The 25587-nt window shown below is 68.3% G+C and carries 36 protein-coding genes and 1 tRNA gene; 13 read left to right on the forward strand and 24 right to left on the reverse strand.

The window, feature by feature from the left end:
* The first annotated feature begins 48 nt into the window (after positions 1–48).
* Both DEI83_RS06035 and DEI83_RS06040 read left to right on the forward strand, forming a co-directional pair.
* Positions 49–927 carry an N-acetylneuraminate synthase family protein gene (locus tag DEI83_RS06035; RefSeq protein ID WP_111080897.1) on the forward strand — a complete coding sequence of 293 codons (879 nt, stop codon included), beginning with the start codon at positions 49–51 and terminating at the stop codon, positions 925–927.
* Complete coding sequence (locus DEI83_RS06040; RefSeq protein WP_146243244.1) at positions 924–2339, forward strand: DUF6716 putative glycosyltransferase; 1416 nt, start codon at positions 924–926, stop codon at positions 2337–2339. The genes DEI83_RS06035 and DEI83_RS06040 overlap by 4 nt, the downstream gene beginning before the upstream one ends.
* Here DEI83_RS06040 and DEI83_RS06045 read toward each other — a convergent pair.
* Positions 2280–2543 (reverse strand): co-chaperone YbbN, encoded by a 264-nt coding sequence (locus DEI83_RS06045; protein ID WP_111080899.1) that lies wholly within the window; start codon positions 2541–2543, stop codon positions 2280–2282. The two genes, DEI83_RS06040 and DEI83_RS06045, sit on opposite strands and share 60 nt — an antisense overlap.
* Before the next feature lie 126 nt (positions 2544–2669).
* The gene (locus tag DEI83_RS06050; protein WP_110823756.1) at positions 2670–2960 is read right to left on the reverse strand and encodes a hypothetical protein; all 291 of its coding nucleotides are present in this window, start codon (positions 2958–2960) and stop codon (positions 2670–2672) included.
* A gap of 129 nt (positions 2961–3089) precedes the next feature.
* Here DEI83_RS06050 and DEI83_RS06055 point away from each other — a divergent pair, with 129 nt between their 5' ends.
* From DEI83_RS06055 to DEI83_RS06075, 5 genes are all read left to right on the forward strand, one after another.
* Positions 3090–3524 carry a MarR family winged helix-turn-helix transcriptional regulator gene (locus tag DEI83_RS06055; RefSeq protein WP_111080900.1) on the forward strand — a complete coding sequence of 145 codons (435 nt, stop codon included), beginning with the start codon at positions 3090–3092 and terminating at the stop codon, positions 3522–3524.
* Positions 3521–4780, forward strand: coding sequence for an MFS transporter (locus tag DEI83_RS06060; protein WP_111080901.1), 1260 nt, complete (start codon positions 3521–3523; stop codon positions 4778–4780). The genes DEI83_RS06055 and DEI83_RS06060 overlap by 4 nt, the downstream gene beginning before the upstream one ends.
* Before the next feature lie 65 nt (positions 4781–4845).
* A complete protein-coding gene (orn, locus tag DEI83_RS06065) occupies positions 4846–5496 on the forward strand; it encodes an oligoribonuclease (RefSeq protein ID WP_111080902.1) in 651 nt (216 codons plus the stop codon).
* A gap of 73 nt (positions 5497–5569) precedes the next feature.
* Positions 5570–5645 (forward strand) — tRNA-His (locus DEI83_RS06070).
* 102 nt (positions 5646–5747) lie between these two features.
* Positions 5748–6926 (forward strand): site-specific integrase, encoded by a 1179-nt coding sequence (locus DEI83_RS06075; RefSeq protein WP_111080903.1) that lies wholly within the window; start codon positions 5748–5750, stop codon positions 6924–6926.
* A 41-nt stretch (positions 6927–6967) separates the two neighbouring features.
* Here DEI83_RS06075 and DEI83_RS06080 read toward each other — a convergent pair whose 3' ends face one another.
* Positions 6968–7204, reverse strand: coding sequence for a DUF3263 domain-containing protein (locus tag DEI83_RS06080; protein ID WP_111080904.1), 237 nt, complete (start codon positions 7202–7204; stop codon positions 6968–6970).
* A 54-nt stretch (positions 7205–7258) separates the two neighbouring features.
* Here DEI83_RS06080 and DEI83_RS06085 point away from each other — a divergent pair, with 54 nt between their 5' ends.
* The 5 genes from DEI83_RS06085 (at position 7259) to DEI83_RS06105 (ending at position 10502) form a co-directional block, all read left to right on the forward strand.
* Entirely contained in the window at positions 7259–7564 is a 306-nt protein-coding gene (locus tag DEI83_RS06085) for a hypothetical protein (protein WP_111080905.1), read from the forward strand.
* A 28-nt stretch (positions 7565–7592) separates the two neighbouring features.
* The gene (locus DEI83_RS06090) at positions 7593–7883 is read left to right on the forward strand and encodes a hypothetical protein (protein WP_111080906.1); all 291 of its coding nucleotides are present in this window, start codon (positions 7593–7595) and stop codon (positions 7881–7883) included.
* Positions 7883–8146, forward strand: coding sequence for a hypothetical protein (locus tag DEI83_RS06095; protein ID WP_111080907.1), 264 nt, complete (start codon positions 7883–7885; stop codon positions 8144–8146). The genes DEI83_RS06090 and DEI83_RS06095 overlap by 1 nt, the downstream gene beginning before the upstream one ends.
* 230 nt (positions 8147–8376) lie before the next feature.
* A complete protein-coding gene (locus DEI83_RS06100) occupies positions 8377–9426 on the forward strand; it encodes an acyltransferase (RefSeq protein WP_111080908.1) in 1050 nt (349 codons plus the stop codon).
* Positions 9423–10502: an acyltransferase gene (locus tag DEI83_RS06105; RefSeq protein WP_111080909.1), complete on the forward strand. Its 1080-nt coding sequence runs from the start codon at positions 9423–9425 to the stop codon at positions 10500–10502. Before DEI83_RS06100 ends, DEI83_RS06105 begins: the two co-directional genes overlap by 4 nt.
* Positions 10503–10570: 68 nt before the next feature.
* Here DEI83_RS06105 and DEI83_RS15835 read toward each other — a convergent pair whose 3' ends face one another.
* Positions 10571–10747, reverse strand: coding sequence for a hypothetical protein (locus DEI83_RS15835; RefSeq protein ID WP_181431090.1), 177 nt, complete (start codon positions 10745–10747; stop codon positions 10571–10573).
* A gap of 95 nt (positions 10748–10842) precedes the next feature.
* Here DEI83_RS15835 and DEI83_RS06110 point away from each other — a divergent pair, with 95 nt between their 5' ends.
* Positions 10843–11568, forward strand: a complete 726-nt coding sequence (locus DEI83_RS06110; RefSeq protein ID WP_111080910.1) for an SGNH/GDSL hydrolase family protein — start codon at positions 10843–10845, stop codon at positions 11566–11568.
* A gap of 59 nt (positions 11569–11627) precedes the next feature.
* On the opposite strand, the gene DEI83_RS06115 is transcribed toward DEI83_RS06110, so the two are convergent.
* The 20 genes from DEI83_RS06115 to DEI83_RS06205 all read right to left on the reverse strand — a co-directional run bounded on the left by DEI83_RS06115 (position 11628) and on the right by DEI83_RS06205 (position 25545).
* Positions 11628–12113 (reverse strand): hypothetical protein, encoded by a 486-nt coding sequence (locus tag DEI83_RS06115; protein WP_111080911.1) that lies wholly within the window; start codon positions 12111–12113, stop codon positions 11628–11630.
* Positions 12104–12574 carry a hypothetical protein gene (locus DEI83_RS06120; RefSeq protein WP_111080912.1) on the reverse strand — a complete coding sequence of 157 codons (471 nt, stop codon included), beginning with the start codon at positions 12572–12574 and terminating at the stop codon, positions 12104–12106. Before DEI83_RS06120 ends, DEI83_RS06115 begins: the two co-directional genes overlap by 10 nt.
* Before the next feature lie 11 nt (positions 12575–12585).
* Positions 12586–12861, reverse strand: a complete 276-nt coding sequence (locus DEI83_RS06125) for a hypothetical protein (RefSeq protein ID WP_111080913.1) — start codon at positions 12859–12861, stop codon at positions 12586–12588.
* Positions 12861–13679, reverse strand: coding sequence for a hypothetical protein (locus tag DEI83_RS06130; RefSeq protein WP_111080914.1), 819 nt, complete (start codon positions 13677–13679; stop codon positions 12861–12863). Before DEI83_RS06130 ends, DEI83_RS06125 begins: the two co-directional genes overlap by 1 nt.
* The gene (locus DEI83_RS15840; RefSeq protein WP_181431091.1) at positions 13676–13834 is read right to left on the reverse strand and encodes a hypothetical protein; all 159 of its coding nucleotides are present in this window, start codon (positions 13832–13834) and stop codon (positions 13676–13678) included. The genes DEI83_RS06130 and DEI83_RS15840 overlap by 4 nt, the downstream gene beginning before the upstream one ends.
* Before the next feature lie 63 nt (positions 13835–13897).
* On the reverse strand, positions 13898–14626 hold the full coding sequence (locus DEI83_RS06135) for a hypothetical protein (RefSeq protein ID WP_111080915.1): 729 nt from the start codon (positions 14624–14626) through the stop codon (positions 13898–13900).
* Positions 14626–15705, reverse strand: a complete 1080-nt coding sequence (locus DEI83_RS06140) for a hypothetical protein (protein WP_111080916.1) — start codon at positions 15703–15705, stop codon at positions 14626–14628. The genes DEI83_RS06135 and DEI83_RS06140 overlap by 1 nt, the downstream gene beginning before the upstream one ends.
* Positions 15705–16175, reverse strand: coding sequence for a hypothetical protein (locus DEI83_RS06145; RefSeq protein WP_111080917.1), 471 nt, complete (start codon positions 16173–16175; stop codon positions 15705–15707). Before DEI83_RS06145 ends, DEI83_RS06140 begins: the two co-directional genes overlap by 1 nt.
* 16 nt (positions 16176–16191) lie before the next feature.
* The gene (locus DEI83_RS06150) at positions 16192–16971 is read right to left on the reverse strand and encodes a polymer-forming cytoskeletal protein (protein WP_111080918.1); all 780 of its coding nucleotides are present in this window, start codon (positions 16969–16971) and stop codon (positions 16192–16194) included.
* A gap of 13 nt (positions 16972–16984) precedes the next feature.
* Positions 16985–18073, reverse strand: coding sequence for a hypothetical protein (locus DEI83_RS06155; protein ID WP_111080919.1), 1089 nt, complete (start codon positions 18071–18073; stop codon positions 16985–16987).
* A gap of 13 nt (positions 18074–18086) precedes the next feature.
* Positions 18087–18866, reverse strand: a complete 780-nt coding sequence (locus DEI83_RS06160) for a hypothetical protein (RefSeq protein ID WP_146243245.1) — start codon at positions 18864–18866, stop codon at positions 18087–18089.
* 2 nt (positions 18867–18868) lie between these two features.
* Positions 18869–21835, reverse strand: a complete 2967-nt coding sequence (locus DEI83_RS06165) for a phage tail tape measure protein (protein WP_111080921.1) — start codon at positions 21833–21835, stop codon at positions 18869–18871.
* Between the two features lie 27 nt (positions 21836–21862).
* Positions 21863–22321 carry a hypothetical protein gene (locus tag DEI83_RS06170; RefSeq protein WP_146243246.1) on the reverse strand — a complete coding sequence of 153 codons (459 nt, stop codon included), beginning with the start codon at positions 22319–22321 and terminating at the stop codon, positions 21863–21865.
* A 50-nt stretch (positions 22322–22371) separates the two neighbouring features.
* Positions 22372–22995, reverse strand: a complete 624-nt coding sequence (locus tag DEI83_RS06175; protein WP_111080923.1) for a hypothetical protein — start codon at positions 22993–22995, stop codon at positions 22372–22374.
* Positions 22996–23086: 91 nt separating this feature from the next.
* Positions 23087–23593 carry a hypothetical protein gene (locus tag DEI83_RS06180; RefSeq protein WP_111080924.1) on the reverse strand — a complete coding sequence of 169 codons (507 nt, stop codon included), beginning with the start codon at positions 23591–23593 and terminating at the stop codon, positions 23087–23089.
* Positions 23590–23892: a hypothetical protein gene (locus DEI83_RS06185; protein ID WP_111080925.1), complete on the reverse strand. Its 303-nt coding sequence runs from the start codon at positions 23890–23892 to the stop codon at positions 23590–23592. Before DEI83_RS06185 ends, DEI83_RS06180 begins: the two co-directional genes overlap by 4 nt.
* A gap of 13 nt (positions 23893–23905) precedes the next feature.
* Positions 23906–24358: a hypothetical protein gene (locus DEI83_RS06190; RefSeq protein ID WP_111080926.1), complete on the reverse strand. Its 453-nt coding sequence runs from the start codon at positions 24356–24358 to the stop codon at positions 23906–23908.
* Positions 24355–24768 (reverse strand): hypothetical protein, encoded by a 414-nt coding sequence (locus DEI83_RS06195; protein WP_111080927.1) that lies wholly within the window; start codon positions 24766–24768, stop codon positions 24355–24357. The genes DEI83_RS06190 and DEI83_RS06195 overlap by 4 nt, the downstream gene beginning before the upstream one ends.
* The gene (locus tag DEI83_RS06200) at positions 24761–25171 is read right to left on the reverse strand and encodes a DUF6093 family protein (protein WP_146243247.1); all 411 of its coding nucleotides are present in this window, start codon (positions 25169–25171) and stop codon (positions 24761–24763) included. Before DEI83_RS06200 ends, DEI83_RS06195 begins: the two co-directional genes overlap by 8 nt.
* Complete coding sequence (locus tag DEI83_RS06205; RefSeq protein ID WP_181431092.1) at positions 25168–25545, reverse strand: Gp19/Gp15/Gp42 family protein; 378 nt, start codon at positions 25543–25545, stop codon at positions 25168–25170. The genes DEI83_RS06200 and DEI83_RS06205 overlap by 4 nt, the downstream gene beginning before the upstream one ends.
* Between the last annotated feature and the right edge of the window lie 42 nt (positions 25546–25587).

The following is a 25587-nucleotide window of genomic DNA, read 5'->3' on the forward strand; positions in this document are numbered from 1 at the left end:
CACCGACCCCCACCCCGCGCGGCCCCCCGCAGCGGAGAACGGAGCACCATGAGCGTCCGCATCGGCCTCTCCACCATCGGCACCGGGAACCCCGCCTACCTCATCGGCGAGATCGGCCTCAACCACAACGGTGACGTCGAGATCGCCAAGCAGCTCATCGACGTCGCGGCCGACGCCGGCATGCAGGCGGTCAAGTTCCAGAAGCGCACTCCCGAGATCTCCACGCCCGAGCACATGAAGTCGATGCCGCGCAGCACGCCGTGGGGCGAGATGACCTACCTCGACTACCGCTACCGCGTCGAGTTCGACCGCGACCAGTACATCGAGATCGGTGACCACGCGACCCTCCGCGGCCTCGACTGGTTCGCGTCACCGTGGGACGAGCCGTCGGTGGCCTTCCTCGAGGACCTCAACGTCGTCGCCTACAAGATCGCCTCGGCGTCGGTGACCGACCTCGGCATGCTCGCCGCCGTCGCCGCGACCGGCAAGCCGGTGATCCTGTCGACGGGCATGTCCACGCTCGATCAGATCGACCGTGCGGTGCAGACCCTCGGCACCGAGCGGCTCGTCCTCATGCACGCCACGTCGACGTACCCGCTCCCCGCAGAGGAGGCGAACCTCCGCATGATCGACACGCTCCGCACGCGCTACGCCTACGCCGGCGTCCCGGTCGGCTACTCGGGTCACGAGCCGGGCCTGCAGATCTCGCTCGCCGCCGTCGCGCTCGGTGCCACGGCGGTCGAACGCCACATCACGCTGGACCGCACGATGTGGGGCTCGGACCACGCCGCCTCGCTCGAGCCACACGGCCTCCGCACGCTCGTCCGGGACATCCGCATCATCGAGACCGCGATGGGCGACGGCGTCAAGCGCATCTTCCCCGGCGAGGAGGCGCCCCTCGTCAAGCTCCGCCGGGTGGGTGCGTGAGCGCTCCGGGGAACGACCTCGACGCGGTCGCTGACGGACGTCAGGCCCGCCTCCCGTCCGCCCCGCGGCCTCGCCGGCGGCGAGTGGTCGGCCTGGTCGACACCGACTCGTTCGCGAAGTGGGGCGCACACCTGCTCTCCGCAGCCCCGCCGAACTGGTCGCTCGAGCTGCTGACCGTGGCGACGCCGCGGTCGGCGAGCCCCGCGCAACTGCGTGCGGCCTTCCGCGACGTCGACGCACGGTTGGGCCCGATCGACCTCGCGCCTCCCGAGCCGATGAGCGTGGACGACGTGGTGGCGCGCCTCCAGGCCGAACCGCCGGACGCCGTCCTGGTGTCCTGCATCGGTCCGGTGGCCGAGGTGGTCATCGACCAGGTGACGCGTTCGGTCCCGCGCCGACCCGTGCTGGTGAGCGGGCTCCCGGGCATCTCGTTCCCGGCGAAGTGGAAGGGCGTGTTCCTCCGCGCCCGCGCCGACCTGTTCGTGCTGCACAGCCACCGCGAGGTCCGCGAGTACACCGCGATGTCGACGGCTGGCGGGATCGAGCCGTCCTTCGCCCTCGCCACGCTGCCGTTCGCACGGCCGACCGTCGCGGACCGGGCGGGCGTCACGCGCGACTCGGTGGTATTCGCGGCGCAACCGAGCGTGCCGAAGGACGAGGACGACCGCCGCCGAGTCGTGGGGTGGCTCGTCGAGACCGCCCGGGCGCACCCGGAGTGGCGCGTGGTCGTCAAGACCCGGGCTGGCGCGGGCGAGCACCAGACCCACCGTGAGACGTACCCGTACGCGGACCTGGTGCCGGCGGACGCGCCGTCGAACCTCGTGGTCGAGGCCGGTCCGATGTCGGTGCACCTGGACCGGGCCGTGGCGCTCGTGACGATCAGCTCGACCGCCGTCCTCGAGGCGGCGGCCCGAGGCGTGCCGGCACTGACGCTGACCGACTTCGGCACGTCCCGGTCCTTCATCAACGAGGTCTTCGTGGACAGCGGACTCGAGGGCGACGCGGACGACCTGGTCCGTGGACGCTTCGGCACGGTCCGACCGGGGTGGATGACGGACAACTACTTCCACGATCCGGAGGACGACGACTGGGCCGACCGCACCGAGACGTTGATGGCGCTCCGCGACGCCGGCGCCCTGGTCGACCGCCCTGCCGCCCGGCGGAGTCGCGGCGGGGTGCTCCGACGTGCCTGGGAACGGCGGAACGCGCTCGGTGACCACGACCGCTCGGTGATCGGGCAGGTCGCACTGTCCATCGGGACGCCGATCCGTGCCGTGAAGCGACTCCGTCGGCGTGCGCTCAGGGCACTGCGACGACGCACGGCCCCGGTCGTGCCCGCGGTGCGGCCGGGGTCAGTCCAGCGCCTTCGCGACCGCGACGAGGAACTGGTCGCGGGTCGGGACGCCCGCTGACCGGAACACCTCGGTCCCGTCGTCACGGCGCACGATGACGGTGGGCGTCGAGCGGATGCCGAGCTCCTCGACGACCTCGGGTTCGGCCGCGGCGTCCCGCTCCGTCACGGCGAGCGCCGGGACCAGGCGGGCGGCGTCGCCGACCACACGGCGCGCGGCGGCACACGGCGCGCAGAACGCGGACGTCCAGAGATCGACCTGCATGTCCTCCTCCAACGCGGACCGCGGCCCCGGCAATCCCGATCGGCGTCGGCCACGGCCGGAGTGGGCAGCGGAGCGCCCCGGCCGTCGACGACGACCGGGGCTGTCCTGGGCTGTCCGGGGCGCTGGCTACTCGCGGTCGAACTCGCCGCTGCGGTCGCCGCGGTCCTGCAGGTCGTCGACCGGGTCGGACTCGTCGGGCGCGAAGGTGTAGTCGACCGAGATCTGGTCGAGCACCTGGCGCGAACCGGTGGACTTGTAGGTGAAGGCCGTCTGAAGGCCCTCGACGTCCGCGAACACCGTCACCTCGTCGTCCAACGCATCGCTCGTGGCGGTGCGGGTGTCCGTGGTCCCGTCGAATGGGCCCCCGTGGAAGATGGCGGTGAACTCGTCACCCTCGTGGATCGTGATGTCGCTCATGTGTCCCTTCTACCAGCACCCGGGACAGCCCGGTCCAGCGCGCGGTGACCAGGGGCGCGACCCGAACGGTCCGGCGGGCGTGCCCCGGACCCCCTTGCCGAATCCATAGCTCGGCTATATAGTTCCGGTATGGAACAAGCGCGGGACCAGACCATCGAGACGCTCCTCGTCTCCGTCAACCGGCTCATCCGGTCCGCGCTCCAGGCCACGGGGCACACCACCTCGACCGCCGTATGGCGGACCCTCGGCATCCTCGAGACGGAGGAGTCCCTCCGACTCGGCGAACTCGCCCGGGCGTCGCGGGTGTCCCAGCCGACCATGACCCGCCTGGTCGCCGGCATGACCGCCGACGGGCTGATCTCGCGCACCGTCGACCCGGACGACTCCCGCGGGCAGCTCATCGAGATCACCGACGCCGGCCGCGAGCGTCTCGCGGCCTGGCGGGCCGCCCTCACCAGCACCGTCGGTCCCCTGTTCGCGGACCTCAGCGACGACGACTGGGACATCCTGCACCACGCATCGGCCCTCATCGCAGCGAGGACCAGAACGGAGACCACCGCGTGAACACGCACGCACCCGCCGGACAGTCCACCTCGCACGCACCCGCCGGCTCCATCCTCAAGCAGTCGTCCGCGGTGTGGGCCATCGCCTTCGCCTGCGTCGTCGCCTTCATGGGCATCGGCCTCGTCGACCCGATCCTCCCCGCGATCGCCGAGTCGCTCCGGGCCACCCCCGCGCAGACCGAGCTCCTCTTCACGAGCTACCTGGCCGTCACCGGCATCGCGATGTTCTTCACGAGCTGGGTGTCGAGCCGCATCGGTGCGAAGAAGACCCTGATGACCGGGCTCGCCCTCATCGTGCTGTTCTCGGTCCTCGCCGCCGTGTCGAACGACGTCTGGACGATCATCGGCTTCCGTGCCGGATGGGGTCTCGGCAACGCCCTCTTCATCTCGACCGCACTCGCGACCATCGTCGGTGCAGCGTCGGGCGGGACCGCGTCGGCGATCATCCTGTACGAGGCCGCACTCGGCCTCGGCATCGCGGTGGGCCCCCTGGTCGGCGGCCTGCTCGGTTCCGTCAGCTGGCGCGGACCCTTCTTCGGCGTCACCACCCTGATGGCCGTCGCGTTCATCGCGATCCTCGTGCTCCTCAAGTCCGGGAGCCTCGAGAAGCCCACCCCGACCAAGCTCTCGGCACCGTTCCGCGCCCTCGGTCGACCGGCCCTGGCCGCCCTCGCCGCGACCGCGCTGTTCTACAACATCGGGTTCTTCGTCCTCCTCGCCTACACGCCGTTCCCGCTCGGCTTCGGGGCGCTCGGCATCGGGTTCACGTTCTTCGGCTGGGGCGTCGGACTCGCGATCACCTCGGTGTGGGTCGCCCCGATGCTCACCGCGCGGATGCGCCGCACCAGCGTCCTCAAGCTCGCGCTGCCGCTGCTCGCCCTCGACCTGTTCGCCGCCGCCGTCGTCGTCCGGTCGCAGGCCGGGCTCATCGTCTGCGTCGTCATCGGCGGTCTCGTCCTCGGTGTCCTCAACACCGTGCTGACGGAGTGCGTCATGGAAGCGACCGACCTGCCTCGCTCCGTGGCGTCCAGCGCCTACTCGGCCGTCCGCTTCATCGGTGGCGCCATCGCCCCGCCCGTCAGCACCCTGCTCGCCGACGCGTACTCGCCGAGCGCCGCCTACGTCTTCGCCGGCGTGGCCGTCGCCGTGGCGTTCCTGGTCGTCGTGCTCACCACGAAGGTGCTGCGTCGCGTCGACGACGGGGCCGAGCCGGAGCGCGTCGAGGCCGAGGCGATCTCAGCCGGCGAGATGGCGTAGACCGGTGGGACACTCGTCCTCCACAGGGGCGCGGCGGCGTCGGCGGGCGGAAGTAGGATCAGGGCATGTCTGCAGCGAATGACCGCCTCGTCTGGATCGACTGCGAGATGACCGGTCTCGACGTCGAGGTCGACGAGCTCGTGGAGGTCGCGGTCGTCGTCACGGACTTCGACCTGAACCCCGTGCACCCCGGCTTCGACATCGTCATCAAGCCCGACCAGTCAGCGCTCGACAACATGAACGAGTTCGTGACGAAGATGCACACGACCTCGGGCCTGATCGAGGAGATCCCGAACGGCGTCTCCCTCGCCGATGCCGAGTACCAGGTGCTCGAGTACATCCTCGCCCACGTCCCCGCCGAGGGCACCGCTCCCCTGGCCGGCAACACCATCGGCACCGACCGGGCGTTCCTGGCGAAGTACATGCCGCGCATCGACAACCACCTGCACTACCGAAGCGTCGACGTGTCGAGCATCAAGGAGCTCTGCCGTCGCTGGTTCCCGCGCGTGTACTTCAACTCGCCCGAGAAGCACGGCGGGCACCGCGCCCTCGCCGACATCCTCGAGTCGATCCGGGAGCTCGAGTACTACCGCCGCGCCGGGTTCACGCCCGAGCCCGGGCCGGCGAGCGACGACGTCAAGACCATCGCGGCCGAGGTCGTCGCGAAGTGGGAACCGCGCCTGACCCCACAGCCGAGCCCGACACCCGCCGAGTAGCGATCGTGGTCCGGGCAGGCGCTCGGATGTACTACAATCGAGTGGTTGCTCCGGCTCGCCGGACCGACACATGGTGGGTATAGCTCAGCTGGTAGAGCGCCTGGTTGTGGTCCAGGAGGTCGCGGGTTCAAGCCCCGTTACTCACCCCAGTAGGTAAGCGGATGTAGGCCCGTGTCGGAGGTTCCGGCTACAAACGGGGCTACATCCGCTTCCTTGTTCCCCGCGGATGCCTTGAAACGAAAGGCATCACCATGGCGAGTATCCAAGCCCGTGCCAGGGCCGACGGATCGGCCTCCTACCGCGTCCAGTACCGCATCGGCGGGCGCCTGACGTCGAAGTCGTTCGCATCCCCCAAGGGCGCGACTGAGTTCGCCGCCCAGGTCGACCGCGTTGGAGCCGAAGCCGCGCTCGCGGTCTGGAAAGCTCGACAGGGAAACACCGCAGGCGCGCCCTTGTTCCGGGAGTGGGCGGAAACGTACCTCGACGAATCCTCGGGCTACCTCACGGGCATTCAGCAGGGCACCCGTGATGGGTACCAGCAGATCGTGAAGAACTCTCTGAACCCCATCCTCGGGGAGATCCCGGTCGACGCGATCACGAAGGCGGACGTCGGGCGGTGGATCAGCTGGCAGGAGGGACGTCCGTCGCTACGGCGTGAAGGTCAAAAGGTGTCCGCGAAGACGATCCGCAACTATCACGCGCTCCTCAGCAGCATCCTCACGGGGGCGATGGAGGCGAAGCACCGCCCAGACAACCCCGCCCGGAGGGCACGGCTCAGCCGTGGTCAGAAGCATGAGGCCGTGTTCCTGACGCCCAACGAATTCGCCGTACTCCTGCACTTCGTGCCGGCCTACTACAAGCCGCTCGTGGCGTTCCTGGTGGGCTCTGGGATGCGATGGAGCGAAGCGACCGCGCTCGAGAAGCGGGACCTGAACCTCGACACCAGCCCGCCCACCGCGCGTGTCACGAAGGCATGGAAGAAGACGGGCGAGGCCGGTCCCCCGAAGTCGGACAAGGGCCGGCGCACAGTGGCACTGTTCCCCGAGATGGCCGAGTACATCCACAGCGCAGGCGAAGGCTCCGAGTTGCTGTTCCAGGGGGTGCAGAACCACGGTCGGGTCTGGTACGGACCGTTCAAGACGCGGGTCTGGGATGTGGCCGTCGAGGCCGCGAACAACGAAAAGCGATGCAAGGACGCAGGGCTGACCCCGCTTGGGAAGAGGCCGACTCCGCACGATTGTCGACACACACATGCTTCGTGGCTGATCGCGGCCGGCACTCCCCTCCCGTACGTGCAAGCGCAGCTCGGGCACGAGAAGATCACGACGACCGTGGACACCTACGGCCACCTACTCCCCGAAGCGCATCAGCAGATGGCGTCGATCATGCAGAAGACGATGGCGGGGATACTTCCCGTCCTCGAGGCATGACGAGAGCGCCCCCGCAACGTGAGCGGGGGCGCTCTCGTCCTTCACGCAAACGTTTTTGCTGCCCTAGCGGCTACCCCGCGTTCCGTCGCTCGCTGCATCCGGTGCGCCACCACGGCGTACTCATCGAGCACGTCCTGACGCTGCACCAGGCGGCCGAGCACCTGCCGGTACCGGACCCACGACATGTCGAGTTCCGTCCGGATCGCTGCTTCCTTCGTCCGGTCGTTCCGGGGATGCTGCTCCTCGAACGCGAGGACGGCCCTCTCGCTGTCGATCATGCGGCCATCGTCTCTCCGGCCCCCGACACTCCTACGGCGCGGGATACTGGCTTGGTGACGACTCTGCGAGGCACCATCCGCTCGACCGAGACACGAGAGGCAGAGGCTGAGGGAGACACCATCGGCGAAGCCCGCGAGGCGGCGACCTCGGGTCTCGACCTCGATGGGTTCGAGCTGCTGCAGGTGGTCACGGTGGCGAGCAAGGCAACGGGTGAGTCCACGGTCCGCGCTACCGCGCGCTCGAGGGCGACGCAGCCGCACGAGGCCTCGGGCCCGTCGTACTCCGCGGCGCTCGCAGCGTTCCACGCGTCCGTGCCCGAGGGGTGGCAGGCGCAGCACGTGCACGAGGTCGCGGGCTGATGTCGGCGGCCGGCGGCAGCATCGCCGCATGGCTGAGCACCAGTGGGCACCACCCGAGCACCCCGACGTCACCCTCCACCAGCCCATCGGCTTCGACCCCGAGCTCGCAGGCGCACTGACGCCCATCGACCCGCCGCAGCCCGTGTGGGCTGACATTGCGTTCGAGCAGATCCCCGACGCCCTGCACCTGAAGTGCTTCGCGATCGCGAGCAGCGACGTCGCCGTGCTCGTGCAGACCGCGTGGCAGGGACGGCTGCAGGAGGTCCTCGTCGACCGCGACTACGTCACCCGCCGCGCGCTCGACCCTCGCGCCCGCTGATGGCCCGCCGGCGCCGCGACCGCTGGGCGCTCGGCCCCGCCCTCTCCCTGCCCGAGGCGGCGTACGGCGGCCCTGTTTACGACCTGCCAGCGCCCGACCCCGTCCTCGTGTGGCTGCAGTACCCCGACCGCGCGCTCGAGGTCGAAGCACACGTCATCGCGTGGACCGACCGTGCCGTCCTCGTCGAATGGGGGTTCGGGCAGGCAGCGGAGAGCGCGTGGGTGTGGCGTGATGCCGTCAGGCCCAGACCGACGCACAGGTGAAGGACGGATCCTTTCGGGATGAACCAGAATCGACGCCAAATCAAACGTCCCGGCAGGACGCCAGCATGGGCATACTTGCTTCTCGCCGTCGTCGCAATCATCACCATCGCCCTCGTGGTTGCGGCGCTCACTCGGTAGCGGAGGGAAGACGAAAGCGCCCCGACCCTCCGAAGCGAGGGCAGGCCGTGAGGGTCCCTTAGGATCAGCGCGGGACAACGGAAAGGGGCCACATGTCCGAGGGGTCTGCCGAGCTTGATCACGGACGGGACCGCGTAGGTCACCGACTACTACCCCTCGACGGGCTCCGGGGGCTTGCCGCGCTGGCAGTCGTGATCTTCCACTTCCTCTACAACGGTCCACGCGTCTTCCCCGAACTCGGCGACCGTGTCGACTGGACGCTCCCGGGCGAGCAGGGCGTCCGCGTGTTCTTCGTGATCTCCGGGATCGTCATCATGATGTCGCTGCGTGGCAGCAGCCCGCTCCGGTTTGCCCGCTCCCGCTTCACACGACTGTTTCCCTCGTACTGGATCGCCATCCTCTTCACCGGGACCGCAGTCGCCGTCTTCGGCCTTCCCGGGCAAGCCGTTTCCGCTCGCGACTTCATTCTGAACTTCACGATGATCCACACCGCGCTCGGCATCAAGGACGTCGACCCGGTCTACTGGACCCTCGCGGTCGAGCTTGTCTTCTACGTCATTAGCGCAGCACTGTGGTTCCTCGGGGCGCTGACTCCTAAGCGTCTGCCAGTGGTCCTCTACGCCTGGCTCGTCGCGTCGGCCGTGCTCGCCTTCATCAGCGACCAGCTCGCCCTCCAGGGCCCTGGAGGAGTGTTCGAGAACATGCCTTGGTTCCTGATCGGCATCGTCGCGCTTCGGATCGTGGAAGGTGACCGGCGCGCCAGCATCATCGCCTTCGTTCCAATCGCTCTGCTCTCAGGCATCTACTTCGACTGGGCCGCCGTGCTCGGCGCAGCAGCAGGATTCGCCATCGTCCTGATCACTCTCATGTGGCATCCCCTCGGCCTCGACAGCGCCCCGCTCCGGGCGCTCGGATGGGCGTCCTACCCGCTCTACCTGCTGCACCAGAACCTCGGCTACATCAGCCTCCTGCACCTTCAGGACATCGGAACGCCGCGCTGGATGGCCGTCAGCCTTACCATCGCGGGAGCTCTCCTGCTCGCGTTCGCGTTCACGAAGTGGGTTGACGTCCCGCTCCGTCGCAAGGTTGGCCAGTGGTTGCGACCGCAGAACCGACCTACGACCACGGTGGTCGCCTCGTGAGCGCCGAAAGCGCGTCTCCGGCAGCAGCCGGTACAACTTCGACTCGGTCCCGGCCTCAGCTATCGCCAGGCGTACGGGCTGGACTTGACCTCGCGCGCGCCCTCGCAGCTGTCTACGTGGTGGCCTACCACGTCCTGGCATCCGTGGCGATGCCTCGGCCGCTCAGCGCCCTGTTCTCGTTCGGCCAAGAGGCCGTCATCGTGTTCTTCCTACTCAGCGGCTTCGTGATCTTTGCCAACGAAGCAGACAGGTCTGCGCGGCCGGGTGGCTACTACCTTCGCCGATTGCGACGCATCTACCCGCCGATCCTGCTGGCGATGGCGCTCTCCACTGTGCTGTGGGCCTTCGGACTCATCCGCGTCGATCCGTCGCTGTGGTCGGCGGTCGGAACCATGTTGAGTCTGCAGGACATCCCGACTCTGAAGCCTGGTGTCGTTACTGCCCCGTACCTCGGCAACGATCCGTTGTGGTCCTTGTCCTACGAGGTGTTCTTCTACCTCGTCTTCCCGCTCGTGATGGTGGCATGGCGACGGAACGAACAACGCACTCGAGCCCTCGTGCCCGTTGTTGCGGTAGCTGCCTTCGCCAGCTACATCTTCATGCCGAACCACCTGTCACTCGTCATCGCGTACTTCCTGCTGTGGTGGTCCGGAGCTATGGCGGCGCACGTCTACTTGCGGACTGGGACGATCCGTGTCGGTGCCGTGAAGAGCGAACTCCTCGGCCTCGTCTCTCTCACTCTCGTCGCCCTGGCCGGCGTCGCAGTGCACGGCTGGAACGGAGCCGGACTGTTCCCCGGCCTCATGGTCCGGCATTTCGCAATTGCACTCCTGCTGGCACTCGTGCTCGTGACCCCGGCCAGAACGCTTCTAGGGAAAGCCTCCCTCACTGCTGCTCGGCCGGCGGCAGCCGTCGCATCTGTCTCCTACGGGCTCTACGTCCTTCACTACCCGCTGCTTGTCCAGCCGAACACGCAGCACACGGCCTGGTTCCTGCCAGCGGTGGCCGCCCTGATTGCGCTCGCCTGGGTGGCCGACCGTGGCCTCCCAAAGCTTCTTCCGCGCGCCCCTCGCTGACCCGACAACGAAAGACCCCCTCGAACTCCCGAAGGAACCCGAAGGGGGCCTGCCTGTGCTGACCGAGGTCAGCGCCTAGGCCGTCGCCGCGCTCGCAGCTCGATGAGCTTGAGTGCGATGACGCCGAGTAGAACGGCGAACGGCCACACCTCAGCGACGGAGTATCGCCAGGCGGCGGCACTCATGGTGCCGAAGCCTTCGAGGATGCCCTCGACGACGAGGGCGAACATCTGGTCGGAACCCACGCTCGGACGCTAGCGAGACACCTAGCTACAGGGCACGCCCCCCGTTCTGGTGTCAGCGACACTTCACATCCTGAGCGTCGCTTAGGATCAGCGGCATGGGGAACGGATTCGTCGGCTGGTTCGCGCGGTCGTACAAGGCCATCATCGTCGTGCTCGTCGCGATCATGGCCGTCATGCTCGTCGTGCTCGCGATGCAACACGTCGAAGGATCAGCGCGTGCAACAAACGCGACAGCTCACCCGATCCCCACGTTCACCAGCACCCCTCGCGTCGAACGTGTGAAGGTCGGATTTGTCGGCGACTCTTACACCGGCGGGACGGGGGCATCGACTAAGCAGAAGTCGTACGCGTCGCTGCTCGCGTCCGACCGCCACTGGATCACCACGGTGAGCGCGTGCGGCGGTGGCGGGTACGTCAACCCCGGCAACTGCGGCTCCCCGTACGCCGACCACCTCGACACCGTGATCGACGCCTCACCTTCCATCGTCATCGTCGCCGGTGGCCGTAACGACATCCAGTTCCCCATCGATGACATCTCCGCGAACGCGAACACGCTGCTGCAGCGGATCAAGACGGCGCTGCCGCAAGCGAAGGTCTACGTCACCTCCCCTGTGTTCGACGACGACCAGCCGTCGGCGAAGCTCGGCGAGATCCAGGAGGCGCTGAAGACCGTCGCCGCATCCGCCGGCGCCACCTACGTCGACGTCGGCGAGCCACTCGTCGGCCACGCCAACCTGATCACCACAGACGGCGTGCACCCGAACGACGCCGGCCATGCCGCCCTCGCCGCAGCGTTCGACAAGGCGCTCCCGCGGGACTAAGCGCGCCGCAACGACGAAAGACCCCCTCGAGCTCCCGAAGGAACCCGAGGGGGACTGTGTCATCCCGGCGGCGTCGGCCGCTCGATGATGTCGCGGATCATCTCCGGCGTCATCGTGTCGTAGTCGTACTCCTCGTCCATGATCTCGCGGATAGTCGGGGAGAGCGCGGGCGGGTGTTCCTGCTTGCCCCACGCGGCCCGCCACTCGAGGACGTGTTTGTGCACGGCTTCGCGGATCCTGTTGAGGCGGCCGTACAGCGAGCCGACGACGCCCTTCAGGGCGGAGAGCTCGTCGCGGAGTGCCTTCGTGCGCTCGTCGACGCGGGCGTCGATGTAGCGATTGAGGTCGAGGTTCTGCGCGAACGCGCCGGCATCGGCGGCTTGCTCTCGCTCCCGCTGCTTCTGCCGCTCGTCGGCCGCGAGGCGCGCCTGCTCGAGCTCGGCGTTGCGCTTTGCTCGACGGTCGGCGAAGAACGCCGTGACTACGATGCCCGCCAGGGTGAGCACGGACCCGACGATCGCTGCGACGTTCCCGTCTACCGCCATCCGTGCACCTGCCTGTCTCGTGCAATGTCCTGCAGCCGCCAGCGCGGCAGCACGGCGGACGCGTAGATGATCGCCCCCACCGCGGCGCGGCCGAGGTCCCCTCCGATGAAGCCGGCGAAGGCAATCGCGAAGCCGTAGAGGATGACCACGCCGATGAGGACGGCGACCGCCCAGAACTCGATGCGCCACAGACGGGCGGGGAACGCTTCTCCGGCCCCCGCGACGGCTGCTGCGAGCGCGATGATGAGGGTGACACCCTGGGCGTAGGACTCCCCGAAGGTGTCGCGGAGCGCCGGCACGCCGTCGATGAACCCGAGTCCGCCGAAGACGATGAGTGCGAGGTAGTACTCGGGCAGATACTGGCGGAGCATCCGACTCATGCGGGCGTCGGCCGTGGACACGGACCCGGCACCCCAGATGCTGTGGTGCGCGAGCCGCTTGACGAGTCGTATGGCTCGCATCCGGGTCGCCCTCAGTCGCCCTGCTCGGACGACGACGAGGTGGTCGCGTTCCTCGGCAGGAACGCAGCGAGGAAGCCAGCGACGAACCCGACGACGATACTCCCAACCGCCGCGGCGACCTTCTCCGTGTCGACCTTCCCGTCAGCCCAGAACCCGGCGACCGAGATTCCGCCGATCGCGAGAACGGCCCCGGCGACACCGGCGGAGTACGCCTTCTTCGCCCGCGCACCCAGCATGGCGATGAGCTCGCGCAGCCCACCGCCGGTCTTCTGCTCGTGGTCGCCCATCAGTCACCCGCCTTCATCGCTGCGACGAGCGACGAGTAAGTGCGGCTGTCGACGTTCGCGTGACGGACGACCCAGTTCGGGTCGGACGCCTCGCGCGGCAGACCGAACGCCTCGAGCACGTCCTTGAACGTGTTCTCGTCGCCGATGTCGCGTGCGTCACCGACGATCGTCTGCAGGCGCAGCGGCGGACGCGACGCTCCGTTGTTGACCTGGTGACGGACGAAGCCGGGCGCGAGCGCGTAGACCGCCCCGTACCCGACGGTTCCCTTCGCGTTGTTGCGGATGGCGTACATGCGGTCTCCTACCGTGGGATCGATCTTGACGGGGGTCTTCCCGACCGTGACGATCACGGCCGGCGGGACAGGCTTGCCGTAGGCGTTGCCCGCGGAGGTCTGGTGGCCGAGGAACGTGCGCGTCCAGCCGAGGTACCGGCGACCGATCTGCGCCGCGCGGGCGCGGATCGACATCACGCCGGTGTTCCCGGTCGGCGAGTCGGTGAAGATGGCGTACCCGCCACCGATCGACAGGCCGACGTCGCCGGCGGCGAAGTTCCGGTCACCCGGCCAGCGCGGTCCGGTTAGGCGATCGAAGTAAACAGGCACGCCCGCGGGGGCGTTGTAGTCGCCCTCGTGCCGATCCGCGGCAGGGGCGTAGTCCCAGCCAGCGATTGCCACCGAGTAGTGCCCTGCGCCCGGGCCGATGGACTGCACCGACCCGAACCACTTGAAGACGTTGGCGAGGCACATGCCGGCGCCGTCGTACTGGCCGAGCTGCGCAGTCGCGCGGCGAACAGCGGCGACCGAGTCGAGGATACTCACAGCGTCAGCCCTCCTGCCTCGTCGATCAGGCCGTTCACGGTGGGGGTGTCGGCCAGCGTGAGGTGGTCGTCTTCCGTCCACACGCGGACGTCGTTAGGAATGACAACCGTCGACTCGTGATCCGCGTCGAGCTGGTCGTAGATGGGTGTGCTCATGGAACCTCCTGGAACGACGAGAGCCGCCCCCGCAGGGACGGCTCGGGCTCGGATCGTGCTAGGTCAGATGAACGCGTACCGGTTCTTCACCGCGGCGAACACCGAGGCGCGCTCCGCAGCTGTCAGCATGCGGTTCCAGGTGATGACTTCGGCGTACCGGTACTCGACTGCGGGGCTCGTCGTCGCCCGCAGCGTCAGCGGCGTCAGGTTCACGGCAGGGGTGATCGGACCAGACAGTGCGGTCGACTCCGTCCCGTTCACGCTGACGACCGGAACACCGCTCGCCAGCGGCGAGGAACCGTCGGTCTCAAAGATCAGAAGCACCCACGCATCCAGCGCGCCACCGCGGTACGCGTTGCCGCCGTTCCCGGAGATGCCGTAGTTGTTGTTGCCGGCCTTCTGGAAGTTGATGCCGAACGCGTTCGCGAAGATGCGTGTTCCGGTTGTCCCGCCCGGGTCGACCCGGACCACCATCGCAATCGTCCCGGCCGCCCCCAGCCCGCCAGCACGGGTCGCCGCGAGGCTTGTCGCGTCAGTCGGCCGGAAGCTGACGACCTTCTCGCCAGTGTCCGTCGCCAGCACGAACGGTCGCGACGTCGCCGAGCTGATGCGGAGGTCGTCGGTGTTCGGAGTGATCGAGTCCGGCCACACCGTGACGATGTCGCCGGGGTTCCCGGTGATGCGTTCCGCAGCCCAGCGGTGGCTGAAGTCGTCGGCACCGAGTGAGTACAGCGGTTCCGGTGCGATCGGGTCGCCAGTACCAGTACCAAGCCCGAGGAGGAGCACGCCCATTACTTCCACCCTCTCGAGGTGTAGATCTCGTTGACGATCATGTTCAGCGCCGTGTACCCGACCGGCCCGAGGTGCCCCGGGTCGACCGAACCGTCCGCATTCGTCAGCCGGAACACGGTCGGGGTGAGCCCGTTCGCGATGTCCGTCAGGTCCTGAGCCGTGGGCGTGTTCCCCGTCGCCGTGATGACGTCCGCGCTCCTGAGACGAGCGGCAGTGTCAACGAACTCGCGGGGGAACGCATCGCGGATCGCGGCGTTCGTGTTGTCGAGGATCGTGCGGATCGCGAGGCCGTTCTCCTCGCCAGCCCACGGCGGAATGGAGAGGATCAGCGCGTGCGCCCGGTGCTGATTCCACTCGAGCGACCCGCGGAGGTCGGAGACGATCTGCGCGGCACCGTTCTGGTCCTTGAAGTTGTTGCGGCCGTACCAGTAGATCGGCCACATGTCTCGGTACTCGTACCCCGTCTGCACCGGGCTCCCCGCGGGCGCCACCGCGGGCAGCCCCGCCGCCTTGCGGGTGAACGTGCCCGTCAGGTAGTTCGACGCGTCCGTGGCGACGAACGTCCCCGCAACACCCGCGATGACGACGTTCGACGGCACGTTGGTGTCGGACCGGAGCGCGACGGAGAGGGTGACGGACACGGACCCCGACGCGGGGATGACGCCGCCTGCCACCGTTGCGCGGGTGGGCGCACCACCTTGCCTCGCGGCGATCTGCAGCGAGGTCTGTCCGCCGATGCCCTGGTTGACGAGCGTGCGGTTCCCGAGGCGAGTGGACAGGTCAGCGGCCTGCTTACCCCAGTTCGCGCTGAGCGAGTCGCCGTGCTGCACGATCGACGGGAGGGTGGTCGCTCCGACGTTAAGCCGGTCCGGGTACCAGGTGCCGTCCTTCCGGCGTCCGAGCGCCACACGGCCCACGCCCTGCGGGTCCCGGTACCCGATGGCGAAGTCCCACGGGCTGTCCGGCCGGTCGGGGAAGTACTCGACTGCGTTCGTGCCGAACCCCTGACCCGGCGTGCCGCGAGGGCCGACTTCGCCCTGCGGGCCGGTGAGGTTCGACTTCGGCTTCCACACACCCATCAGTTGTCGCTCCATTCGTACAGCTGCCCGGTGTTCCGCGGGTCCGCCGCGTCGTCGGGATTCATCTCGAGCCACCACGTGCCCGGGGTCGGGTCAGTTGGCGGGAGCAAGCCGACCCACACCGCGGAGGAGTTCGCCGGAGCCTGGATGAGGTCACCGATCGCGCCGCCCTCCGGCGGCACGAACAACGGCCAGTGGAGTAGGTCGACCCCGACGTAGCCCGCCGTGCCTTCTCCGTCCTCCATCCACTCGATGCGGATGCGGTAGAAGATCGCTGGCCGGATCGACGCGGTCTCCTGCAGCTCCACGGTGAAGTTGCCGGACCCGTTCGGGATCGCGACGACCGGCCGCGTCGAGAAGATGCCGCTCCTCGTCACCGCCGGTGCCGACGCAGTGAAGACCAAGCGAGGAGACAGGGGTGTCAGGTTGTTCAGGCCGAAGTCGCGGAGCGCGCCAGTGATGGCAGCCATCGGGTTCCTTCCCGGGTCAGACGCTGACGCCGCCGCCAGTGTTGGCGGAGCGGTAGAGCTTGCCGCTCGGATCGATGTACAGATTTGGCGGCTGGTCAGCGAGAGGCAGCGCCGCGATATACAGACCGCCGGGTTCGGCGACGAAGCCGTTCCCGCCGTAGAGGAGCATCGCTGCTCCGGCACGGGCGCCGACTAGCGCGGATCCGGACTGGATCGCGGCGCGGGTTCCGTCTGAGGCGAGTTCGGCTGTGCCGAAGTCAACCTTGCCGCGACCACCGAACTTGCCGATGGTCATGCTGCCGAGGTTGATGCGGCCGTTGTCGTCGACCTCGAGGTCACCTGAGAGCGTCGTGTCGCCGTTGATGCTCAAGCGGCCGTCAAAGTCAGCGGTGCCGTCCACATGGAACGGGCCGGTGACGGTCGTGTCACCGGTGATGTCGAGGTCCCCGGTGATGTCCGTGTCCCCGTCGATGGAGGCGGGCCCCTCGACGTCGAACCGGCCGGTGACCGTTGTGTCGCCGGTGATCTTCGTGGCACCACTCAGCGAGGTCGGACCGGACACCGTGAGCGTGCCTGTGATGCGGAGCGTGCCGTTCACAACCTCGACGCCATCGACCGTCAGCGTCCCGTCGACGCCCCCCGATCCTTCGATGAGGAACGAGTTCTCGCCGATGAACCGGGTTCGGCCGCCAGACACGGCGGCGTCGGACAGTGGGGTGCGGGACTCGAGCAGTCGCACGCGCTCCTTGAGGCTGTCCCACTCGCGGTTGCCGGTGAGATCGTCGATGCGTCCCATGCGGTCCTCCTCGTCATTGCTCTTGGAGTTGGAGCTTGATGGTGGTCGTCAGGTCGCCGGAGAATCCGATCAGTCGGTGGTTCATCCATCCGTCGGGCAGCCAGTCGTGGTCCTCCACGTAGGTGCGGAGGGTCTGTCCGAGGCTGAGGTTTCCGGCACCGGGGCGACCGTCGGCCTGGATGTCGAACGAGAACTGCCGGGTCGCCTTCCGCGACGTCCGCAGGTCCTCGTTCGCGTGCGCCTGCAGCACCGTCTGGCTGCGCTCCTGCCCGTAGGACACGATCCGCTCGAGCGCCACCTGGTCGGGGCCGAGGAGCGTTGTCGACGTCGCCACCTTCAGGTCCCGGTCCTGACCGTTGCCGACGGCATAGAACACGTTGCCCTGCGCGTTGCCGTCCTCGTCGAACACAAAATCAGTCGCCTGCGGCTTCGACGCGGTCATGTTGAAGTCGAACGGGCCCCCGGACAGGTCTCCGACGCGCACCTGCCACCGCAGCTGCACCCCGTACCAGACGGGGTCGAAGTCGATGTCGGGGCCGCCCTCCGTGTTCTGGATGGCGGCGAGCTCGGTCTCGATGACCGGCAAATTGAACTCGTGGTACACCCGGTCCTGCGTTCCAGTGCCCTCCCGCGACGGGAGAAGCAGCGGCAGGTCCCAGTTGTCGGTGAGGCCCTGCGTCACGTCCCACAGCAGGTACGCGGCGAGCAACGTCAGCGTCTTGTTCTGCAGGATGAACCGGCCGTCTTCGCGCCCGTTGTAGCCGTTCTGTCCGAACGTGGTCCGGTACTTGAGGATTTCGCGGACGTCGACCGTCCGGACCGACACCGTGCCGTCGGTCTTCGTGCCCTTCCCCACGATGACGCCCGCGTACATCGGCTTGTCGTTCCAGCACTGCACGATGGTGCGATCCCAGGTGCGGAGCAGGTCGAGCCGTGACGTGCGACGCTCGGCGGTGGACGAACCAGCGCCGAGCGACGCTGTGACGAACTCGTGCGTGCCCGTCCCGACACCGTTCAGCTTCCGGGAGAACTGGGACGACGTGGCCTCTACCGGCGCGAGCTTCTCACCGGTCTTCGTTGAGCAGATCCAGTGCGTCCACATGGTGCGCCTCCGCTCAGATGTAGGTGTCCCGTGTGGTGGCGACGAGCTTCGTCGAGGAGCTGGTGCCGCCGATTCCGACCGTCGTCGGCCGGCCCGCCGCGGTCCGCCACAGGTCCGCTCGGCCGAGCGCCCCGTACCGGATGGACCCGCCGACCCTCAGCAGGCCCGTCGCGGTGTCGAACGTGTGCGGTGCGTTGGCAGTCAGCGGCGCGGTGATGTCGACGCGCCGACCACCGGGCCCGACGATCGTGTAACCGTCCGGGTCCGTGCCGGTGATCGTGAGCAGCGACGTCGCCCACGTGTTCCCGTAATGCAGGACCGTCACTGAATCACCACCACCCACGGCCGTGTCAGACGTGTGCAGCTGCCCGTACTTGTAGGGGTCTGGGAAGCGGCGTGAGAACTGGTACGCCGCCCGCCGGCCGGGAATGTCGACCTCGAACTTCGACGCAGCTGCCATCGCCCCCTGCCCGTACGTCGTGCGGCCATGCAGCGTCACCTCGACGCGGGTGGTGTTCGCGACGATGCCCATCAGCCGGTCCCGGTACACGCCGAGCTGCTCGCTTGAGTCGGCGTAGCAGAACCCGGAGACGGTGAGCACGCGAGCCCCGTAGTACACAGGCGCCTCGAACTCACCGTCACCGTTCTCGCGATCGATCGAGTCGAACCGCACCTCGGGACTGTCGTCCCAACCAACGAGGCCGTTCGGGCTGATGTAGAACCCGTCGAAGCCCTCACCGCCGCGGAACTCGAGACCGCCGATACGGACGATGTCCTCGGGTACGTCGTCCACGGTCATCCTCTCCGTGCGTTCCAGTTGAACTCATCGATCGCCATGCGGCCGATCTCCGCTTCGGACTGCATGGGCTGCGGGTAGATGTTCTGCGTCACCGAAGTGCCGCCTCCTCCGCCAGCGCCCTGCACGACGACGACCTGCTGCGACGGCGGCGCGTACCGCACTGGAGCCGCCACCGGCCCGCCGGATGCGTACCGCGGAGCGCCCACCATCGCGTCCATCAGCTGCCGCTTCGACAGCGTCCCCTGGTTGATGGCGTGCATGATCTGCGGCCCGTACATCGACGCGGACCGCTCGCGAATGATCCACTCCCGGTTGGACGCCCAGATCGGCACCTCATCGGACGTTCCCGTTCCCGGTCCGACGATCTGACCACCGGACGCGAACGTCCCCATCCGGCCGCCGCCCGAGACCTTCTTCCCGTTGAGGTCCTTCATCTCGGACCGGGCCATGCGTATCTTCGCGAGGATCTGGTCGACCGCGGTGCTGTCGCCCTGCACCTTGAACAGCGTCGTCGCGAGGCTCGGGATCGAGTTGACCTTCGCCTTGTACGCGTCAACCGCGGTGCCAGCACCAGGAGCGTTGTTCGAGAACGTCGTCGCCCAGTCAGTCGGCGTACCGATGATCTTGTCCGCGTACTGCTGCGCCGCGTCGCCGGTGATGCCGTACTGCCCCAGAGCTGCGATGAGCTCCTCACGGCCGCGCTGCATCGCCCCGGTCGCTTCCTCCTGCGAACCGGTCTGGCTGTAGATGGCCGCGGCCGCCGCCTCAGCGGACTGCGCGATCGCGTCGAGCGCGCCCTGGTTGGCGCGTCCCTTGTCCGTCGTGATGTCGAGGCTGTTGCCGTTCTCCTTGATGGAGTCCGTCACAGCGTCGACCGCCGCCTCGAAGTCGCGCTGCGCCGATCGTGCGTCCAACGTGGGCGACGTCAGATCGCGGAGCGCCTTCGCAGTGTCCTCGATCGCCTTGGCAGCCTCCTCAGCCGACGTGTCGAGCTGCTTCAGCGCGTCCGCGTTGTCCTTCGTCGGAGCCTTCGCGCTCTTCGCCGCCTCCTCGTACTCACCCGTCGCGAGCTTGAGCAGGTTCGACTTCGACGTAGCGATCCCGAGCGAGTTTGCCTGGTTCACCAGCTGCGACCGGTACGCCGGCATCAGGTCGATCAGCTGCGCCGTCTGGTCACGGTTGAGCTTCTGCTCGTCTCGCAGCCGCTTAAACGCCTTGGCTGCGGCAGGAGCATCGGCCGCGCTGATCTCTGCCAGCGCCGACCCGAGGTCCTCAAGGGACTTCGCCTCCTGCTTGACGGAGAACGCCGAGAAGATCCCGACGTCCGTCGAGCTGAGCTCCTTGATCACGCCCTTCAGGTCACGCAGCCGTGCCGCGGTGTCGCCGGCGATCAGCTTCGAGAAGTCGGACCGCTGCCCGGCCTTCTCGAGGACCTTCGACGCGTCCGCGGTGGTGATGATCGCGTTCGCGAGCTCTTCCTGCGACGCCGCACCAGAGCTGGCAGCGACGTTCAGGCCGATGACTGCTGCAGCGCCAACGCCGAGGGCGATACCGAACGGGCCCGTCAGGATTCCGGCGGTTGCCGCGAGGCCCCTTCCGAAACCGTTCGCGGCCCGGAGACCGAGCGTGGCGGCGCGGGAGACGCCGGGGATGCCGGCGGTCGACAGGGTCTGCAGCGCCAGACCGTACGCGACGATCTTCGGAACGGCGATGAGCATGGTGCCACCGCTGAGCGCGACCGCCGCCGTGACAGCACCGACGCCGAAGACGATACCCTGCACCGCGCCGGGGGCGTTGTTGTAGGTGTCGATCAGGTCGGTGACGACCTGCACTGCCGCCCGGAGGGGACCGTTGGCCGCCTCACCGGTGACGATGCCGGCGGTCTGGAACGAGGCCTTCAGCTTGGTCAGGTCGCCGTTGAGGTTGTCCATCTTGCCGACGGCCTGCTCAGTGGCGAACCCCTGCTCGTTGACGGCCTTCGTCCACTTGTCGACCTCCTTCGCGCCGCCCTTCATGAGGACGGTCGCGGCGGTGATCTGCGCGTTGCCGAAGATCGTGCCGAGGGCCGCGTCGCGCTGCGCGTCGTCGAGCGAGCCGAGCTTCGTCCGAAGCTGCTCGGCGACGCCGTTGAACCCGATGAACTTGCCCTGAGCGTCGTAGACCTCGACGCCGTACCGCTGCATCTCCACAGCCGCGAGGTGCGACGGGGCGGTGAGCGACAGCAGCATGCCCCGGAGGCTGGTGCCCGCCTGCTCACCCATGATGCCGTTCTGGGCGAGGAGCGCCAGGGAGCCGACGGTTTGCTCGAGGCCGACGTGCGCGGCCGCGGCGACGGGGCCGATGTACTTCAGGCCCTCACCGAGTTCGGAGACACCACCAAGCGCCTTGTCGGCACCGGCGGAGAGGAGGTCCGCGATGTGCGTGACGTCCTTGCCCTTGAGGCCGAACTGAGCCATGGTCGACGCCGCGATCTCAGTTGCGTCCGCGACGTCGATCTGCCCGGCCGCTGCGAGCTTGAGTGCCCCCGAGAGGGCACCGCCGTAGATGTCCGCCGCGGACGTGCCCGCCTTAACGAGCTCGATCTCGGCCTCAGCCGCCTGAGTGGCGGAGAAGCCGATCGCCGTACCCGTGGTGAGGGCGGCGTTCTTGAGCTGCTCCATCTCCTCGGACGTCGCGTGCGACAGCGACTTGACCGACGACATCTTCTCGTCGAAGTCGGCGTACGCCTTGACCGCGAGACCGACGCCGACCGCCGCGACGGCGCCGACTGCGAGAAGCGGCTTCGCGACCGACTCGGCGGCTTCCCGCTGCTCGTGCAGAGCTCTGGCCGCGGCAGCCGCGCCCCGCACCGTCTGGTTCGAGAAGTTCGTCGCGGCGGTCTGCGCCTGCCCCATGGCGGTGACGAAGCCGCCGATCTTCGCACCGATCTCGAGGATGATGCTGCGATCGCTGCCGTTCGCCATGGGGCACCTGCTTCCTGCCCTCAGGCGTCAAGCGGTCGGGGGCGGTGGAGCAGTGCGTCGCTTCCGGACGCGGTCCTTCTTCGGCTGCACGCGCACCCGATGGACGGGCATCATCAGACCGGCGTGCGGGTCCGGGTCTTCCTTGCGGACCACCGAGATCGCGTGCAGGCGGGCGCGCTCAGCGAGGTCGTACGTGGGCGACCAGACGACGCTGCCCTCGGGTGACACCTGCGGCGTTCCGGCCATGAACCGGTAGTGCGATCCCGGCAGGTCCGGGTCAGCGTCAGGGTCGGTGGCCTCGGACATCAGGAAGCCGTGCGGGCCGGTCTCCCGCTCGACGTCGAGGAGAGCCGCCAACCAGTCGAGGTCGGTCGGCCCGAACTCGGACTCGAGGGTCGTCGTAGACGACGAGAGCCGCCCGTCGGACCCGTACTCGTACACGGTCCGCTCGGACGGCTCCCACCCCTGCAGCCTCCGCACGGACACGCCCATCGCTCTTGAGAGCTCGACGGTCCGGCGAAGGACGGGGTCCTCGGTCAGCCTTTTTTCAGGCGCCCCAGACGGTTCGACGACTGCAGCACGTTGAGGTTCAGCTGCAGGTTGACGACGTTCCCGATGTCCCAGCCGGACGCGATCTCCTCGATCGAGTCCCAGTCGTCGTCGTCGAGCAGCTCCCCGCGGTGGACGACGCCGTCGACCTCGACGTACGTGCCGTCCTCGTCGCGCTGCTCGCCCTCCGCCAGGGGTTCCTTCACGTCGACGGTGTTCACGCGTGCGGCGACGAGCGCCACGGCGTGGTGGTTGTAGCCGAGGTCGATGTCGAGCTGTACGTCGAGGCGGGGCGGGAACTTGTCGGCGATGTCGTTCCACTCGATGCCGGGCAGCTTCGTCATGTGCAGCAGGTGCACGTGCTCCCGTTCGCGCTCCTCGAGTGCCTGCAGCTCCTCGTTGAGGCGCAGGACCTCGTCGTTCGCCTTCTTCAGCTTCGGCGTGACCGGTCGGTCGCCTGCCTCGCGCCGGAGTTCGTCTACGTGGTCGTTCGCTGCGCCGATGCGCTGCAGGAGGGTGTTCCGCTCCTTGGCGAGTTCGACGTCGAGGACCATGCGGAGGGTGCCGGTCGGCGGCTTGTAGCCCTGCCGTGCCTTCGCGATGTTGCCCATGGTTAATCCTTCCGGGATCGATCCGGGATGAGGGAGAAGGGGTGCGGGCGGCGGCTCCCGGAATGGACCGCCGCCCGCACGTGTGTCACCGTCAGGCGGCGGCGAGGACCTGGTCCTCGAGCACCCGACGACGCGGCGCGAGCGCCTGGGTCTTCGTGAACTTCCCGCCGGCCGCGGTGTTGCGGACCTTCGTGCCGGCGACGACGTCGAAAACGTCGAACTTGTCCGTCGCGGCGAGCTCCTGCTCCCACGGCGTCGCGTAGCGGCCGAAGAGGATGTACTCCTCGTCCTCCTGCAGCAGCGGGTCGGCGATGTCCTCGTCGCTGCCGTAGACGTACGTCAGGGAAGCGGTGTGGGTGACGGCGCTGAAGCCGCCGAGGACCTCGCGGAGGGAGAAGCGGGGGTCGGTGGTGGTGTCCTGGGACTTCCCGTGTGTCCACCCGTCCGTGGTCAGCGAGTAGGTGATGTCGACGGTGGTGTCGGCGATCACGTCGCTGAACTTCGGCGGCCACGAGAGAACCGTCGACTTCGGGGCGGCGAGCAGCGCGAAGTTGCTGTCGACGTCGACGCTGGGGGGCAGGATGAGATCGCGAGTCACGACGTGACTCCTTCCGTGGTCACGCCGGACGTCCCGGCCGTGCTGTCGGCCGCGGCGGTCGCCGTGGTCGTGTCTCCCGCGGTCGGGAGGTCAGCGGCGTCCGTGATCGGCGCCGGCTCCTTGCCGCGGGTGTCCTTCGCGCGCCGAGCGGCGGCGGTCGGGTTCCCGGCGGCCGTGGTGGCGGGGCGGTAGATGTCGGGCCAGCGGTCCGCGATCGTCTTCGCGACGGTGACGACGCGTTCGTCGTCCTTCGGGCCGATGACGACGTCGACCTGCTCGACGGTAGGCTGCTTGCGCATGGTGTTCTCCTTGTCAGGCGGGGTCGGACTCGAAGCCGTAGACGGCGATCGCGGACCAGACGGCTGGCTTGATGGCGTCGTCCTCGGCGTTGCCGGGACGTTCGAGGCGCCGCACGGGTGAGGTGTTGCGGCCGCGGACCGGGATGGTGATGCCGCGGCGGAACGGGCCGGGCCGGAGCTTGTCGTCGATCCACCCGAGGGCGGCGACCGCTGCGAGCTCAGATGCGCCGACGGCGTGCACGATCCACGTGGGACGCCGCCGCCACCCCGCCGCCGCGAAGCGGTCGGACGTCTCGTCCGTGCGGGATCCGTAGATGACCGCGTAGGGCTTGTCCGCGGGGATCACCGAGCCGTCAGCGAGCGTCGGGGCCCGACCGAGGCCCACCCGCCCCACCAGCTGCGGGATGCTCGCGATCGCGTCGCGGAACGCGACTGCCTCGTCAAAGTCTTCCGTCTGCGCCGTCACAGTCCAGCCGCCGCAGCGCCGTCTTCGATGGCCTTCCCGATGCCCTGGCGGAGGTCGTCGAGGTTGTCGAGGACCGCCTTCGAGCCGTAGCCGCGAGGTGCGAGCTTCTTCGCGGGCGCCCCGTACTCGAGGAGCAGCGCGACACCACCCTGCTTGCCGGTGTCCTTCTCGGCGCCGATCTCGGCCGAGATGGCGTCGGCGAGCTCGTGGGTCTCGTACGTGATCGAGTACGGCACGACCGGGGCGAACTTGTTCCCCTGCAGGGACCTTCGCCACTCCTGCTTGACGAGGGTCGCGTTGAACTGCACCGCGGACCGCACCTTCGGCAGCGTCTGCTGCGGTACGTTCCCGAGCGCGATGGCGATCTGGTCGAGCTGGTGTGTGTCGATGAAGAGTCCGTCGTCAGCCACTCGAGGTCACCTCCACGGGGATGCGCCGCGACACGGCTGCGGTCTGGTGGTGCCCGCCACCGACGCGTCCGCGGACGACGATCGGCTCGAGCCCGTTCTGCGTGAGCGTCGCGACGAACGCGTCTCCGGCGGCGATGCTCGCGGACCCGTCGGAGTCGACGGGGACCTTCAGGACGGCTCCCTGCTGCGTCACGGGCCGGCCCGCTGACGTGATGTCGCGCGCTTCCGTGTCGGCGGCGATGAACTCGCAACGGCCGGCGTAGACGGTGTCTGTGATCGATGCTGCCTGACCCGTGGCGGGGTCGACGTCCGAGGACGTCTTCGTGCGGGTGACGACGCAGTGGTCGGTCATGCCGGTCTCGGCGAACAGGCGCCCGCGCGCCATCGCTGACGCCCGGCTCATGACGGCCTGATCGTGAACGCGCCCCGGCGCGGCCGAACCACGGGCCGAAGCTGGTCGATCTCTTCCGCCGTGGGCTGCAGCATCCCGGTGGACACTGCGCTGTCGCGGCGGTAGGTGTACCCGTCGAGCGTCTCGGTCAGGATGCCGTCCGGGTTCTTGAATACCCGGATGACCATGTACGCGACGGCGCGGACGTAGGCCCGCTCGCGACGCTCGTCGTCCGGCGCGGGGGCAGCGATGCCTGCCGCTTCTACGGCGGACTCGTAGATGTCCTGCGCGTCCTCGATGATCTGCTCAGCGACGGCAGCCTCGGCAGCCTCGAGCGGACGCCACCGCTTGACGATGTCGTCGGTGTCGACGTCGAACCAGAACACGGCGACCTCCGCGGGGTGTGAAGTTGTGGGGGCGGGCCACCG

The organism is Curtobacterium sp. MCBD17_021 (assembly GCF_003234525.1).
Classification (GTDB): Bacteria; Actinomycetota; Actinomycetes; order Actinomycetales; family Microbacteriaceae; genus Curtobacterium.

Coding starts and splice junctions, on each gene's coding strand:
- DEI83_RS06035 (WP_111080897.1), top strand. CDS start 49: ATGAGCGTCCGCATCGGCCTCTCCACCATCGGCACCGGGAACCCCGCC.
- DEI83_RS06045 (WP_111080899.1), bottom strand. CDS start 2,543: ATGCAGGTCGATCTCTGGACGTCCGCGTTCTGCGCGCCGTGTGCCGCC.
- DEI83_RS06050 (WP_110823756.1), bottom strand. CDS start 2,960: ATGAGCGACATCACGATCCACGAGGGTGACGAGTTCACCGCCATCTTC.
- DEI83_RS06055 (WP_111080900.1), top strand. CDS start 3,090: ATGGAACAAGCGCGGGACCAGACCATCGAGACGCTCCTCGTCTCCGTC.
- orn (WP_111080902.1), top strand. CDS start 4,846: ATGTCTGCAGCGAATGACCGCCTCGTCTGGATCGACTGCGAGATGACC.
- DEI83_RS06075 (WP_111080903.1), top strand. CDS start 5,748: ATGGCGAGTATCCAAGCCCGTGCCAGGGCCGACGGATCGGCCTCCTAC.
- DEI83_RS06080 (WP_111080904.1), bottom strand. CDS start 7,204: ATGATCGACAGCGAGAGGGCCGTCCTCGCGTTCGAGGAGCAGCATCCC.
- DEI83_RS06090 (WP_111080906.1), top strand. CDS start 7,593: ATGGCTGAGCACCAGTGGGCACCACCCGAGCACCCCGACGTCACCCTC.
- DEI83_RS06095 (WP_111080907.1), top strand. CDS start 7,883: ATGGCCCGCCGGCGCCGCGACCGCTGGGCGCTCGGCCCCGCCCTCTCC.
- DEI83_RS06100 (WP_111080908.1), top strand. CDS start 8,377: ATGTCCGAGGGGTCTGCCGAGCTTGATCACGGACGGGACCGCGTAGGT.
- DEI83_RS06110 (WP_111080910.1), top strand. CDS start 10,843: ATGGGGAACGGATTCGTCGGCTGGTTCGCGCGGTCGTACAAGGCCATC.
- DEI83_RS06115 (WP_111080911.1), bottom strand. CDS start 12,113: ATGGCGGTAGACGGGAACGTCGCAGCGATCGTCGGGTCCGTGCTCACC.
- DEI83_RS06120 (WP_111080912.1), bottom strand. CDS start 12,574: ATGCGAGCCATACGACTCGTCAAGCGGCTCGCGCACCACAGCATCTGG.
- DEI83_RS06125 (WP_111080913.1), bottom strand. CDS start 12,861: ATGGGCGACCACGAGCAGAAGACCGGCGGTGGGCTGCGCGAGCTCATC.
- DEI83_RS15840 (WP_181431091.1), bottom strand. CDS start 13,834: ATGAGCACACCCATCTACGACCAGCTCGACGCGGATCACGAGTCGACG.
- DEI83_RS06135 (WP_111080915.1), bottom strand. CDS start 14,626: ATGGGCGTGCTCCTCCTCGGGCTTGGTACTGGTACTGGCGACCCGATC.
- DEI83_RS06140 (WP_111080916.1), bottom strand. CDS start 15,705: ATGGGTGTGTGGAAGCCGAAGTCGAACCTCACCGGCCCGCAGGGCGAA.
- DEI83_RS06145 (WP_111080917.1), bottom strand. CDS start 16,175: ATGGCTGCCATCACTGGCGCGCTCCGCGACTTCGGCCTGAACAACCTG.
- DEI83_RS06150 (WP_111080918.1), bottom strand. CDS start 16,971: ATGGGACGCATCGACGATCTCACCGGCAACCGCGAGTGGGACAGCCTC.
- DEI83_RS06155 (WP_111080919.1), bottom strand. CDS start 18,073: ATGTGGACGCACTGGATCTGCTCAACGAAGACCGGTGAGAAGCTCGCG.
- DEI83_RS06165 (WP_111080921.1), bottom strand. CDS start 21,835: ATGGCGAACGGCAGCGATCGCAGCATCATCCTCGAGATCGGTGCGAAG.
- DEI83_RS06175 (WP_111080923.1), bottom strand. CDS start 22,995: ATGGGCAACATCGCGAAGGCACGGCAGGGCTACAAGCCGCCGACCGGC.
- DEI83_RS06185 (WP_111080925.1), bottom strand. CDS start 23,892: ATGCGCAAGCAGCCTACCGTCGAGCAGGTCGACGTCGTCATCGGCCCG.
- DEI83_RS06200 (WP_146243247.1), bottom strand. CDS start 25,171: ATGAGCCGGGCGTCAGCGATGGCGCGCGGGCGCCTGTTCGCCGAGACC.